A 12,774-nucleotide genomic window follows, 5' to 3' on the forward strand; every position below is an offset into this window, starting at 1 on the left:
GGGAGTTCGGCGCGCCTTATTTTGGCGAGCGCAGAGAGCCTTCGGCGGACCAGGCGTTAGTGAAAACCACCTTGCCACCTTCGAGCCGTGCGCGGCCTTCGCAGATGAGACGCAGGGCCTGAGGATAGAGCGCGTGCTCCTGCATCAGGACGCGCGCTGCGAGCGTATCTTCCGTGTCTCCGGGGACGACCGGAACAACCGCCTGGGCGACGATGGGGCCGGCGTCGAGCTCCGGCACCACGAAGTGCACCGTGCAGCCGTGCACGAGCACGCCTTCCTCCAGCGCGCGCTGGTGGGTGTGTGTGCCGCGGAAGAGGGGGAGGAGGGAGGGGTGGATGTTCAGCATCCGGCCCGCCCAGCGCTCCACGAACCACGGCGTCAGCACGCGCATGAAGCCCGCAAGGCAGATGAAATCGATATTCCGCTCGCGCAAGGAGGCGTCCAGCGCTTGTTCGAAGCTCTCGCGGGAGGAATAGGCCTTGTGATCGATGGCGAGTGCCTCGATGTCCGCCTGCCGCGCCCGGTCCAGGCCGCCTGCATCGGGACGGTTGGAGAGCACGAGGGCGATCTCGGCGGGGAAATCCGCGGCATGGGCGGCCTCGATGAGCGAGACCATGTTCGAGCCGCGCCCGGAGATCAGAATGGCGATGCGACGGGTCATCAGAGCGTCAGGCTGCCGGAGGTTTTGACCGGTTCGCCATCCTCATGCGCGATGGTCTCGCCGATGTGGATGGGGTTTTCGCCAGCGTCCCGCAGGCTCGCCATGACGGCGTCGGCCTTGTCGGCGGCCGCGACCACGATCATGCCGATGCCGCAATTGAAGGTGCGCAGCATCTCGGCCTCGACCACGCCGCCGGTCTTGGCAAGCCAGCCGAACACGGGCGGGACGGGAATGGCGTTAAGATCGAGCCGCACGCCGACACCCGCGGGCAGGACGCGCGGAATGTTGTCGGGGAAGCCGCCGCCGGTGATGTGGCACAGCGCGTTGATGCCGTCCGTCGCCTTGAGGGCGGCCAGAAGCGGCTTCACGTAGATGCGGGTGGGGTCGAGCAGGGCCGCGCCGAGGGTGCGGCCCGGCGCGAAGGGGGCAGGAGCGTCCCAGGCGAGGCCGGACGCCTCGACGATGCGGCGCACCAGAGAAAAGCCGTTGGAATGGACGCCTGAAGAAGGCAGGCCGATCAAAACGTCGCCGACCTTGACCTCCTTCGGCAAAAGCGTGCCGCGCTCCGCCGCGCCCACGGCAAAGCCCGCAAGGTCGTAGTCGCCCCGGGCGTAGAGGCCCGGCATCTCCGCCGTCTCGCCGCCGATCAGCGCGCAGCCCGCAAGGCGGCAGCCTTCGGCGATGCCCTTGACGATGTCGACGCCGACGGAGGGCTCCAGCTTGCCCGTGGCGAAGTAGTCGAGAAAGAGCAGGGGCTCCGCGCCCTGCACGATGATGTCGTTCACGCACATGGCCACAAGGTCGATGCCGATGGTGTCGTGAATGCCGGTATCGATGGCGATCTTGACCTTGGTGCCGACGCCGTCATTGGCGGCGACCAGGATCGGGTCCTTGAAGCCAGCGGCCTTAAGGTCGAACAGCCCGCCGAACCCGCCGATCTCGGCATCCGCGCCGGGGCGGCGCGTGGCGCGCACGAGAGGCTTGATCTGATCGACCATCGCATTGCCCGCGTCGATATCGACGCCCGCTTGCGCATAGGTCAGGCCGTTCTTCAGTTTCTCGGTCATCGGCATACCCCGTGTTGCTGGGGCAGTAAGGCGAGAGGGGGCCGGAAGCAAGGGGCATTGCGCCGCTGAGGGGGTATTCCTGGGGGGCGGGTCCTGAGCTCCTCCCTAAAGGGGAAGAGGCGCTCGCGAGCTTTTTGCCTAAGGCCGTGGCGCCGCTAATTGTGCGATATAGCGCTCATAGAATGAGCGAGCTCTACCAGAAGCGCCTTCCTTGTTGGATGTTGTGTATTCTATTTCAATTACTTTGTTTTGGGTTGGTGTTGCAAATTTGAACAGTTCATACTCGGTTGCTTCAGTTGTATATGAATAGTGTATATATGTTGTTTTTCCAAGTATTGGCTGTCAATGAGGCGAAATCTTAATTCTGGGTTCAACATAGATCTTAATTCCAGTTCGCGGCGCGCGAATTCCGATGCATATTTGGCAATATCAAGTGTGTTTTCTGGCGCTTTGCTTAAAGCAAAAAACTTTTGTTCGTATAAGTTGATCTTAATTTCGGCTAATTCAACATCTTCACGCTTATAAAGAACACCGAAATTCCGACCGTGCCGGACACACGTGTACTCGCGCATCTTCTCGCGCCGGAGGCCATTGAGCTCGTCCGGAAACTGGAAGTCTTCGACAACGGACGAGGATTCCATCTCCTCAAAGCCTTTGCCTCGGCATGCCTCCGCAGGCGCAAGCGATAGCGCCAACAGCGGAAGAGCGAGGCCTGCGATGAGGCCGAGGCGGGCAACGGAGCGTCCGGGCATGGGAATGAAACGCACGAGCTGCCTCAAATAGACTGCTGATCGCCGCGCTGTTTCGGCTGGGGAAGGGATTTCAGGCGAGAAAAGTAATCATCCCGGAATTTCGTCGCCGTCTTTTCGGCCTCCTTCTGCTGGGGCGTCGAATAGCGGATCTTCACGAACTTGCCGCCAGCAACGGTCACGAAGGCGAAAGAGGCGAGATTGATGCTGTTGACCGTATAGGATGTCGCTGCGGAGGCAGTCTTCGCGTTGGTCGTCACTTTTTTGACGGCAAGATTTTTGATCCGGCCGATTTCGCTCATGGTCTGGATTTCGCGCAGGACCGTAGCCAGCTCTTCCGCAAGATCCGAGGGCCTGGCTGAGGAGAGATCCTTCTCCCGGTCATAGACGTAGATGTCGGCCCAGCCGGATTGGCTCTTGTAGCGCACGCTGAAGCCGAAGCCTCCCGGCCCCGGAAACCGCTGCATCTGCCCGCGAGCGTGACCACTGATCGCGTCCGGGAAAGGGAAGCCATCGATTGTGTCAGAGGATTCTTGCTGGACGCTCGATTGCGCCCAGGCGGGCGCGGATGAAAAGGCGGAGGCCGAGAGGGCCAGAATAGCCCCAAGAAGGATGAAAGCCCGGCCGATCATGGTGCCCTCGCATTTTTCGAATGAGATAACGTGAGAATGGATGAGGTCGCGGGAGCGGGCAAGCGGCTCCACCCGGAGCGGGCGGCGCTTCCATCGCCCTTATCCCCAGCCGTCCCCAACCTGACATTGAACTTGGCAGTCCGAGACGCCATCATCCCTACCGATGACCATTCCGAACTTCATCACCATCGCCCGGCTCATCATCGTTCCGCTTGTCATCGTGATGATCATGCAGCAGCGATGGGAGACGGCTTTCATTCTGTTTGTGGTGGCCGGCGTCTCCGACGCCATCGACGGCTTCATCGCCCGCAATTTCAACATGCAGAGCGAGTTCGGGGCCTATATCGACCCCTTGGCCGATAAGGCTTTGCTGGTGTCGATCTATGTCTCGTTGGCCATCGTCGGGGCGATCCCCGGCTGGCTCGCCATCGTCGTCGTCTCGCGAGACGTGATGATCGTGTCGGCGGTGATGCTCTCTTGGGTCATGAGCCGTCCGGTGACGATCAAGCCGCTTCTCGTCAGCAAGCTTAACACCCTGGCGCAACTGGCCTTCGCGGCCTATGCGCTGGCAGCCAATGCCTACGGGGTCGACCTTGGCGGGTTCGATGAGGTGGCCATGCTGGTTGTCGCCGCCTTGACCGTCGCCTCTGCCGGTGCCTATCTCGGAGGCTGGTTGCGACATATGTCGAGTTGAGGCTGCGGATGGAGTTTGGGCGGACGATGACGATCCAACGGCAGATCGCATTCTGGATCGCGGCGCTGGTGGTGCTCGGCCTCATGCTGTTCACCCTCCGCACCATCCTTTTGCCTTTCGTGGCGGGCTTTGCGCTGGCCTATCTGCTCGACCCGCTGGCGGACCGGATGCAGAAGCTCGGCATCGGGCGGCTGGGGGCGAGCCTCGTCATCCTCGTTCTGTTTGTCCTCATCTTCATCCTGACCCTCGTCATCCTCGTGCCGCTCGCCGCGCAGCAGGTGGGGGCTTTCGTCGAGAAATTGCCGAGCTATGTGGCCCGGCTCCAGCAACTTGCGGCGGAGCAGGGCGGGCCGTTGATCGAACGGCTCGGCGGTTCGCGGGCGCTGCAGGAAATGCAGACCTCGGTCGGCAACCTGATCTCGCAGGGCATCGCGTGGATCGGGACCTTCCTGCAATCCCTGTGGTCGGGCGGCCAAGCGCTGCTCAGCATCTTCTCCCTGCTCGTCGTGACGCCGGTGGTGGCCTTCTACATGCTCGTGGACTGGGACCGCATGGTCGCGACCATCGATTCCTGGATGCCGGTGAAGCAGCGCGACACCGTGCGCGCCATCGCTCGCGACATTGACCGGGCGATTGCCGGCTTCGTGCGCGGCCAGGCTTTGGTGTGCCTCATCCTCGGCTCGTTCTACGCCATCGGCCTTTCGATCATCGGGCTGAATTTCGGCGGCATGATCGGCATGACCGCGGGCCTATTGAGCTTCATCCCCTATGTCGGGTCGCTCACGGGCCTCATCCTGTCCCTCGGCGTTGCCATCGTGCAGTTCTGGCCGGACTGGACGATGATCCTCGCGACGCTCGGAGTGTTCGTGTTCGGCCAGTTCGTCGAGGGCAATATTTTGTCGCCCAAGCTCGTCGGGGAATCCGTCGGGCTGCATCCGGTCTGGCTGATGTTCGCGCTGCTCGCCTTCGGCGCGCTGTTCGGCTTCGTCGGTCTGATACTCGCGGTTCCGCTCGCGGCGGCGCTCGGCGTGATTGCGCGCTTTGCCCTGAAGCAATATCTCGCCAGCCCGCTCTATCGCGGCAACGGGCAGGTTGACATCGATGCGTGAGGCTCCCCGGCAACTCGCCTTCGACCTGCCGCTCGACCCCCGATACGGGCGGGAGGATTTTCTGGTCAGCCCGTCGAACGAGCAGGCCTATGCGCTGATCGAAAGTTGGCCGGAATGGCCGGACAACATTCTCCTTCTCACCGGTCCACGCGGCAGCGGCAAGAGCCACCTGGCCGCTATCTGGGCGGAGAGCGCCCACGCCTGGACCATCGACGCCTTCGAGGTCACGCAGGACAAGGTGCCTCACCTGATTTCCAACGGCGCGCTCGCCATCGAGGACATGGATGAAGCGGACCGCGACGAGGCGGCTTTGTTCCACCTGCTGAACCTCGCACGAGAGCGAAAGGCCTTCCTTCTCCTGACATCGGAGACGCCGCCGGATCGCTGGAACATCCGCACGCCGGACCTTCTCTCGCGCCTGCGTCTCGCGCCGAGCGTGTCGCTGGGCGCGCCCGACGACGCCTTGTTGAAAGCCGTGCTGGTGAAGCTATTTGTTGACCGGCAGCTCGTGGTCGATACCAGTGTGGTCGACTACATCGCGCTGCGGATCGAGCGGTCGCTGGCAAGGGCGGCGGAACTCGTGACCCTTCTCGACAAGGAGGCCCTCAGCCGGGGGCGGCGCGTTTCCCGCGCCATTGCGGCGGAAATGCTGGGTGCGGCGCAGGAAGCGGATGAGATCGAGTGAAGCTGGAGCCGGAAGTCTTGTCACCCAACCGTCGTGAAACCGTCACGAAGTCCAAAGCAAAACGGACCTCGACCAAAAAGGCGGCGGAGGGCGACGTGAAAAGTGCCTTGGCGTTGAAAGAGACGGAAATTGTCGTCAGCGAGGCGCCGCTGCCGAAGGCTCCGCCGGACATCGAGCTTGACGGCGCGGTGCTGAGACAGTTCCCGCAACGCTTCATCAATCGCGAATTGTCGTGGCTTCAGTTTAACCGGCGCGTGCTGGAGGAGGCTTCCAACGGCAATCATCCGCTGCTGGAAGAATTGCGCTTCCTGTCGATTTCCGCCGACAACCTCGACGAATTTTTCATGGTCCGTGTCGCGGGCCTGCGCGGGCAGGTGCGCTCCGGCGTGGCGACGCCGTCGCAGGATGGCCTCACTCCGCAAGACCAGCTTGCCAAGATCGCGGTTGAGGTTGCGCATTTGGCGTCCGACCAGCAGCGACGCTGGCGCGAATTGAAAAAATCGCTCGAGGACGAAGGCATCGTGCTCGTCGACGGGGCGGGGCTGACGAAGCCGGAAGCGACCTGGCTGGAGGATTATTTCCTCAATCACATCTTCCCAGTCCTGACACCGCTCGCCATCGACCCGGCGCATCCGTTCCCGTTCATTCCCAATCTCGGCTCGTCGATTGCGCTCAAGCTTGTGCGGAAGAGCGACGGCAAGGTGCTGAACGCGCTCATCCGCCTGCCGTCGCGCGCCGAGCGCTTCATCCGCCTGCCGGATTTCGCGGAAACGGGCTCGACTCGTTTCATGGCGCTGGAGCAGGTCATCGTGCTCTATACGAGCCGTCTCTTCCCCGGCTACGAGGTGCAGGGGCAGGGCGCTTTCCGCGTCATTCGCGACTCCGATCTGGAAATCGAGGAAGAGGCGGAAGATCTGGTGCGCCAGTTCGAGTCCGTGCTCAAGCAACGCCGTCGCGGCAGCGTCATCAGGCTCGAGGTCGAGGCGGCAATGCCGGAAGACCTGCGCCTGTTCGTGGCCGAGGAATCGGAAATCGCGAGCGACGAGATGTTCGTCGTCGAGGGCATGATGGGATTGAACGATCTCGCCCAGCTCGTCGCGCTCGACCGGCCGGATCTTAAGTTCAAGCCTTACAATCCGCGTTTCCCCGAGCGCATCCGCGAGCATAGCGGGGATTGCTTCGCGGCGATCCGGCAGAAGGACATCATCGTCCATCATCCTTACGAGTCTTTCGACGCGGTGGTGCAGTTCCTGCGTCAGGCGGCGCGCGATCCGAACGTGGTCGCGATCAAGCAGACGCTCTATCGCACGTCGTCGGATTCCCCCATCGTTGCGGCGCTGGCCGAAGCGGCGGAGGCGGGCAAGTCCGTCACCGCGTTGGTGGAGCTGAAGGCGCGCTTCGACGAAGAGGCCAATATCCGCTGGGCGCGTGACCTCGAACGCGCGGGCGCGCAGGTGGTGTTCGGCTTCATCGAGTTGAAGACGCACGCCAAACTGTCGATGATCGTGCGGCGCGAGGGCGGGCAGCTCATCACGTACTGCCATGTGGGCACCGGCAATTATCACCCCATCACGGCGCGCATCTATACCGATCTGTCCTTCTTCACCGCCGATCCGGTGATCGGGCGCGATATCTCCCGCATCTTCAACTACGTCACTGGCTATGCGGAGCCTGCCGAGATGGAGCGCATGGCGGTGTCGCCGCTGACGCTGAAGAAGCGCCTGCTCCAGCATATCGAGGAGGAGGTCGCCCACGCGAAGGCCGGGCGCCCGGCAGCGATCTGGGGCAAGTGCAACTCGCTCGTCGATCCCGTCATCATCGATGCGCTTTATGACGCGAGCGCTGCCGGCGTGCAGATCGATCTTGTCGTGCGCGGCATCTGTTGCCTGCGTCCCGGCATCAAGGGCCTGTCGGAGAACATCCGCGTCAAGTCCATCGTCGGGCGCTTCCTGGAGCACACCCGCATTTACGCCTTCGGCAACGGCCAGGGACTGCCGAACCCGAAGGCGCATGTCTACATCTCGTCCGCCGATCTCATGCCGCGCAATCTCGACCGGCGCGTCGAGGCGTTGATGCCCGTGGTCAATCCCACCGTGCATCAGCAGGTGCTGGATCAGATCATGCTGGCGAACCTCCTCGACAACGAACAGAGCTGGACGGTGCTGCCCGATGGCACCAGTCGCCGGATCGTACCTACGAAGGGCGAGGAGCCGTTCAACGCCCACAAGTATTTCATGACGAATCCAAGCTTGTCGGGACGTGGAAAATCGCTCAAGACATCAAGCCCCAAGGCACTTGCAAAGCGCGGGCAACGCTGACATGGCCCAAGGTTTCGAGGCTCCGGGACGGCTCAAAATCGGCCGCCCCGTCGCGATCATCGACATCGGCTCAAACTCCGTGCGCCTCGTGGTGTACGAGGGTTTAGCGCGCGCGGTTACGCCGATGTATAATGAAAAGGTGCTCTGCGGCCTCGGTCGCCAGGTGGCGACGACCGGGCGTCTCGATCACGATGCGGTGGATCGCGCCCTGCGCGCGCTCGCCCGGTTCAAGGTGTTGTGCGAGACGATGCACGTCTCTGACATCTATGTGCTGGCGACCGCCGCCGCGCGCGATGCGTCGAACGGGCCGGCCTTTCTGGAAGCTGCGTCCGAAGCCTGCGGCCAGCCGATCGATCTGCTCTCAGGTGCCAAGGAAGCGCAGTTTTCGGCCCTCGGAGTGGTCGCTGGCTTCCATGCGCCGGATGGCATCGTGGGCGACATGGGCGGCGGCAGCCTGGAACTCGTCGATGTCAACGGCTTTTCGGTCGGGGAGGGCGTCACGATGCCCCTCGGCGGCCTCGCCTTGCAGGACCTCAGCGGCGGCTCGCTGAAGAAGGCGCAGAAGATCGTCCGGGCCGCCCTGGCCCGCGCGCCGGAATATCTCGAAAACCTGAACGGCCGCACCTTCTACGCGGTCGGCGGCACCTGGCGCGCTCTCGCGCGCCTGCACCAAGCGGCGCGGGATTATCCGCTCCATGTGATGCACAGCTACTTCATCAACCCGGATGACGGGCTCGACTTCCTGCATCTCGTGGAGGAGGTCGATACCAAGGCGCTCAAAGACATCGAGAGCATTTCCGAGGCTCGCCGCCCGCTTTTGGCCTATGGCGCGATCCTTCTGGAAGAGATCATCCGCCTCGGTCGTCCGAAGGACGTGGCGATTTCGGCCTACGGCGTGCGCGAAGGGCTTTTGTTCGACAAGCTCGACGGGGAGGCGCAGCGGCTCGACCCCCTGTTATCGTCGGCGACCGATCTGAACTTTCTGCGCTCGCGCTCGCCTCGCCATGGCGAGGAGCTATGCGACTGGACCGACCGGTTCATCGAGAGCCTCGGCCTGCCCGAAACGGAGACCGAACACCGGCTGCGCCATGCCGCTTGTCTCCTCGCCGATATCGGCTGGCGCGCTCACCCCGACTATCGGGGCGAGCAGAGCCTCAACCTCATCGCCTACGGTGCCTTTGCCGGGATCGACCATCCGGGGCGGGCCTATCTCGCCCTTGCCATCTTCTTCCGGCATGAGGGCCTGTCTCCCGACAAGGTCGGTTCGCGGATCAAGGTTTTGGCCGGGGCGCGCCTGATGGAACGCGCGCGCCTGCTCGCAGCCATGATGCGGGTGGCCTATCCGGTCTCGGTCGGGATGGGGGGCGTTCTGCCGCAGGCGTCATTACTCGCGCGGGACAATCAGATCGTTCTGCGGCTCCCGGCGGCGCTGGAGTCTCTGGCCAATGAGCGCCTCGCCGGGCGCGTCCGGGCTCTCGCCAAGCTTTTGAACATGGAATCCGTGATCGAGATCGTCCGCTAAGCGGTTTTTCCTGTTCGCCGCGGGTTTACTTCAGCCAAAGTTTGTTCAGAGATAGCGGCCTGGGCGTGACAGGCGCGGATGTAAATTTACAACCGCGTCTGGAACGTATAACCGTCGCTGCAACCTAAGCGATGGGCTGTGGGAGAACATGATGAGCCTGATTAACCTCGCGTCTCTGCGGGCGGCGGAAGCCTCGCGCGATCCTTACAATTACGTTCTAGCGCCGGAATTTTTGCAAAAATCCGCCATCGACGATCTGCGCCGTGACTTCCCCGACATCACCAAGCCGGGCTACCTGACGGTCGACGAGGTCAAGCTCCACGGCAGGTTCAAGCAGCTGATCGAAGAACTCGAGGGTCCGGAGCTCACCGAGGAGCTGTCACGCAAGTTCGGACTGGATCTCCACCCTTATCCGCGCCTGACCACCATCATGAAGCGCTCGCAGCCGAAATACGGCGCGATCCACACCGATGGCCCGTCCAAGGTCATGACCATGCTCGTCTACATGAACGACGAGTGGGAGAAGGATGACGGCGGCCGCCTGCGCGTTCTCTACGACGGCCAGGACTACGAGAAGTACAAGCTCGAAGTGCCGCCGATGATGGGCACCATGTTCGCCTTCCTGCGCTCGGACAATTCCTGGCACGGCCATCTGCCGTTCTCGGGAGAGCGCCGCGTCGTCCAGATCGCCTGGGTCAAGAGCCAGGCCGACGTGGAACGCAAGAAGAAGAACAACAAGGTCGCCCAGTTCTTCAAGGGCATTTTTGGGCGCTAAGGAGCGCTCCCGCGTAATACTTTCGCTGTCATGGCCGGGCATGTCCCGGCCATTTCTTTTTTGGACGACGTCATGCCGCCTGACATCAAGACCAATGCAACCCGCATCGTCTATGAGAACCGCTGGATGCGAGTACGGGAAGACTCCATCACCCGTAAGGACGGCTCACAAGGCATCTACGGCGTGGTCGAAAAGTCCGACTTTGCGGTCATCGTGCCCCTCGATCAGGGAATGATCCATCTCGTCGAGCAATACCGCTATCCGGTCCAGGGCCGCTATTGGGAGCTTCCACAAGGCTCGTGGGAGCAGGCCCCGGACACCGATCCGCTCGATCTCGCCCGCGCGGAGCTGCGCGAGGAAACCGGTCTGACCGCGCGGTCCATGCGCCATGTCGGCCACCTCTTCGAGTGCTACGGCTACTCGACTCAAGGCTACAACATCTATCTGGCGGAGGGCCTTGAGACCGGCGCGGCGGACCGGGAGCGGGAAGAGCAGGACATGATCTCCCGCGCTTTCCCCATCGCCGAGGTCAACGCCATGATCCTCGAAGGCGTGATCAAAGACGCCGCAACGGCCGCGGCCCTGGGGCTGCTGCGGTTGAAGGGGCTGCTTTAAGATGGCCCGATTCATGGGCCGAATGGTAACGAGGTCATCGGCTCAAGTGATGTAAAGCCCCTCGCGTGCTCGGAGAAACCACTTACCCTTCCGTTTATGATAAATCTCCACCCACCCGGCCATGTCTGCCGGGGACTTCGAAATTTTTCCATCGGCCGCATGGAACCAGCGCTTCTCACCCGTGTGTATGAAAATGACCGCGCGCGTGAAGGTCGCGTTGAAAACGGGGAATGTAAACTCCGCCCGCCGCACGAATAGCGGTTCATAGGAACCGTCCTGCCGCTTCATGGAGCTGGCATCGCCGCCCTTGTAGGCCTTCAGAAGCGCGTCTTCCTTACCTCTCGCCGCTTCTTCGTCGCAAAAAATTTCCCCCATTGCACCGGCCGGATCGAGAACGTCAGTCAGCTTGATCCAGTGATGGGGTGGTGAAATGTCGGCGTTGATCGTCAATCCGAGGTACTTCCGGGCCACCCAATGAGGGATGGGATAGCGGCGCCATTCCGTCGCGAATTCGCAGACCGTCGGTTTCTTGTCCCAATCCCCGAGGGCGATTTGGAAGATCCCAATGGCTTCCCGCCTTTGCCGTTGTTGAAGTTCGTCAGCTGCCAGAGCAGGCTGAACCGCTCCGACGGCAGTAAAAGTAGCAAGGATGGCGAGGCAAAATCGGAGCATGAGCGCAGGTCAACATCCTATCGGAAGGGAAAAGCACTTTCCGTCAGCTCGCCTCGGCGGCGCTGAAATGCCGGAGCTTCACGCGGCCGCGTTCCAGCGCGAGGCCGATTTCGCCGTTCTTGAGGGCGAGGGCCTTTTCGCCGAAGAGTGCGCGCCGCCAGCCATGGAGGGAGGGGACCTCCGCCGTGTCGCTTTCGGCGATGGCTTCCAACTCCTCGACGGTAGCGATGATCTTCGGGGCAACGCCCTCCTGCTCGGCCACGGCCTTGAGCAACACTTTGAGCAATTCGACGACCGAGCCTGCGCCTCCGCGCCCGCGGGAGCGTTCCGGCATCGGCACGGCGGCGGGGTCGCGGGCGAGGCCACGCGCGACCGCATCGAGAATTTCTCCGCCGGTGCGCGACCTCTCGAAGCCGTTGGGGATCGAGCGCAGGCGGCCGAGCGCCTCGACGCTACGGGGGGCCGAAGTCGCGAGGTCGATCAGCGCGTCGTCCTTGAGGATGCGCCCGCGCGGCACGTCGCGGTTCTGCGCCTCGCGTTCGCGCCAGGCCGCGATTTCCATGAGAACCGCCACTTCCTTGGCCTTGCGCAGGCGCCCCGCCAGCCGCCGCCAGGCGTTTTCCGGGTCGGCCTGATAGGTCTCCGGCGAGGAGAGGATCGCCATTTCCTCGCTGAGCCAGGACAGGCGACCGTTTTTCTGCAACTGCGCTATCAGCGCCTGATAGACGACGACGAGGTGCGTGACGTCGGACAGGGCGTAGGTGAGCTGCGCCTCGGTCAGGGGCCGGTGCGACCAGTCCGTGAAGCGGGAGGATTTGTCGACCCTGGCCTTCGCAAGGTCGTTGACCAGCTGCTCGTAGGAGACCGAGTCGCCATAGCCGCAGACCATGGCCGCGATCTGGGTGTCGAACAGCGGCTCGGGCACCAGCTTGCCGAGGTTCCAGACGATTTCCAAGTCCTGCCGGGCGGAGTGGAAGACCTTCACCACGTTGCGGTCGGCCATGAGCGCCATGAACGGCTCAAGGCTGATGTCCTCAGCGAGAGGGTCGATGAGAAAGGCATCCGCCGGGTCCGGCCCCGCCATCTGGATCAGGCAGAGCTTGGGGTAATAGGTCGTCTCGCGCAGGAATTCCGTGTCGACGGTGACGAACGGGTGCTTCGCAAGGCGCGCGCAGGCGGCGGCAAGAGCGTCGGTGGAAGTGATCAAATCCATGGACATGTCTCTTAGCTCAAGCGCGGCGAGGAGGCGACCCCCTGACCTGGGGAGGTCCCCTT

13 protein-coding genes are annotated in these 12,774 nt (G+C 62.7%); 7 read left to right on the top strand and 6 right to left on the bottom strand.

What is annotated here, in order from left to right; genetic code table 11:
- Positions 1-16 precede the first annotated feature (16 nt).
- From purN to HB375_RS11415, 4 genes are all read right to left on the bottom strand, one after another.
- Entirely contained in the window at positions 17-661 is a 645-nt protein-coding gene (gene purN / locus HB375_RS11400) for a phosphoribosylglycinamide formyltransferase (RefSeq protein WP_167673091.1), read from the bottom strand.
- On the bottom strand, positions 661-1,728 hold the full coding sequence (gene purM, locus HB375_RS11405) for a phosphoribosylformylglycinamidine cyclo-ligase (RefSeq protein WP_167673092.1): 1,068 nt from the start codon (positions 1,726-1,728) through the stop codon (positions 661-663). Before purM ends, purN begins: the two co-directional genes overlap by 1 nt.
- 239 nt (positions 1,729-1,967) lie before the next feature.
- On the bottom strand, positions 1,968-2,495 hold the full coding sequence (locus tag HB375_RS11410; protein WP_167673093.1) for a hypothetical protein: 528 nt from the start codon (positions 2,493-2,495) through the stop codon (positions 1,968-1,970).
- Between the two features lie 8 nt (positions 2,496-2,503).
- Entirely contained in the window at positions 2,504-3,109 is a 606-nt protein-coding gene (locus HB375_RS11415; RefSeq protein WP_167673094.1) for a hypothetical protein, read from the bottom strand.
- 163 nt (positions 3,110-3,272) lie between these two features.
- On the opposite strand from HB375_RS11415, the gene HB375_RS11420 reads away from it, so the two are divergent.
- The 7 genes from HB375_RS11420 (at position 3,273) to HB375_RS11450 (ending at position 10,827) form a co-directional block, all read left to right on the top strand.
- Complete coding sequence (locus HB375_RS11420) at positions 3,273-3,803, top strand: CDP-alcohol phosphatidyltransferase family protein (RefSeq protein WP_167673095.1); 531 nt, start codon at positions 3,273-3,275, stop codon at positions 3,801-3,803.
- Positions 3,804-3,829: 26 nt separating this feature from the next.
- Positions 3,830-4,912, top strand: a complete 1,083-nt coding sequence (locus tag HB375_RS11425; RefSeq protein WP_167673096.1) for an AI-2E family transporter — start codon at positions 3,830-3,832, stop codon at positions 4,910-4,912.
- Positions 4,905-5,597, top strand: coding sequence for a P-loop NTPase family protein (locus HB375_RS11430; RefSeq protein ID WP_167673097.1), 693 nt, complete (start codon positions 4,905-4,907; stop codon positions 5,595-5,597). The genes HB375_RS11425 and HB375_RS11430 overlap by 8 nt, the downstream gene beginning before the upstream one ends.
- Before the next feature lie 149 nt (positions 5,598-5,746).
- Entirely contained in the window at positions 5,747-7,915 is a 2,169-nt protein-coding gene (locus HB375_RS11435; protein ID WP_246728476.1) for an RNA degradosome polyphosphate kinase, read from the top strand.
- 1 nt (position 7,916) lies between these two features.
- Positions 7,917-9,437, top strand: coding sequence for an exopolyphosphatase (ppx, locus tag HB375_RS11440; protein WP_167673099.1), 1,521 nt, complete (start codon positions 7,917-7,919; stop codon positions 9,435-9,437).
- Between the two features lie 151 nt (positions 9,438-9,588).
- Complete coding sequence (locus tag HB375_RS11445; protein WP_167673100.1) at positions 9,589-10,212, top strand: 2OG-Fe(II) oxygenase; 624 nt, start codon at positions 9,589-9,591, stop codon at positions 10,210-10,212.
- A 72-nt stretch (positions 10,213-10,284) separates the two neighbouring features.
- Positions 10,285-10,827 carry an NUDIX domain-containing protein gene (locus HB375_RS11450; protein WP_246728446.1) on the top strand — a complete coding sequence of 181 codons (543 nt, stop codon included), beginning with the start codon at positions 10,285-10,287 and terminating at the stop codon, positions 10,825-10,827.
- Between the two features lie 42 nt (positions 10,828-10,869).
- Here HB375_RS11450 and HB375_RS11455 read toward each other — a convergent pair whose 3' ends face one another.
- Positions 10,870-11,277 (bottom strand): hypothetical protein, encoded by a 408-nt coding sequence (locus HB375_RS11455; protein ID WP_167673101.1) that lies wholly within the window; start codon positions 11,275-11,277, stop codon positions 10,870-10,872.
- Positions 11,278-11,542: 265 nt separating this feature from the next.
- Positions 11,543-12,712: a ribonuclease D gene (gene rnd, locus HB375_RS11460; protein WP_167673102.1), complete on the bottom strand. Its 1,170-nt coding sequence runs from the start codon at positions 12,710-12,712 to the stop codon at positions 11,543-11,545.
- Positions 12,713-12,774 lie beyond the last annotated feature (62 nt).

Source organism: Microvirga terricola (assembly GCF_011777495.1).
Taxonomy (GTDB): domain Bacteria; phylum Pseudomonadota; class Alphaproteobacteria; order Rhizobiales; family Beijerinckiaceae; genus Microvirga; species Microvirga terricola.

Excerpts from the sequence above, each read along its gene's own strand:
- purN (WP_167673091.1), bottom strand. The coding sequence starts at position 661 with ATGACCCGTCGCATCGCCATTCTGATCTCCGGGCGCGGCTCGAACATG.
- purM (WP_167673092.1), bottom strand. The coding sequence starts at position 1,728 with ATGACCGAGAAACTGAAGAACGGCCTGACCTATGCGCAAGCGGGCGTC.
- HB375_RS11415 (WP_167673094.1), bottom strand. The coding sequence starts at position 3,109 with ATGATCGGCCGGGCTTTCATCCTTCTTGGGGCTATTCTGGCCCTCTCG.
- HB375_RS11420 (WP_167673095.1), top strand. The coding sequence starts at position 3,273 with ATGACCATTCCGAACTTCATCACCATCGCCCGGCTCATCATCGTTCCG.
- HB375_RS11425 (WP_167673096.1), top strand. The coding sequence starts at position 3,830 with ATGACGATCCAACGGCAGATCGCATTCTGGATCGCGGCGCTGGTGGTG.
- HB375_RS11430 (WP_167673097.1), top strand. The coding sequence starts at position 4,905 with ATGCGTGAGGCTCCCCGGCAACTCGCCTTCGACCTGCCGCTCGACCCC.
- ppx (WP_167673099.1), top strand. The coding sequence starts at position 7,917 with ATGGCCCAAGGTTTCGAGGCTCCGGGACGGCTCAAAATCGGCCGCCCC.
- HB375_RS11445 (WP_167673100.1), top strand. The coding sequence starts at position 9,589 with ATGAGCCTGATTAACCTCGCGTCTCTGCGGGCGGCGGAAGCCTCGCGC.
- HB375_RS11450 (WP_246728446.1), top strand. The coding sequence starts at position 10,285 with ATGCCGCCTGACATCAAGACCAATGCAACCCGCATCGTCTATGAGAAC.
- rnd (WP_167673102.1), bottom strand. The coding sequence starts at position 12,712 with ATGGATTTGATCACTTCCACCGACGCTCTTGCCGCCGCCTGCGCGCGC.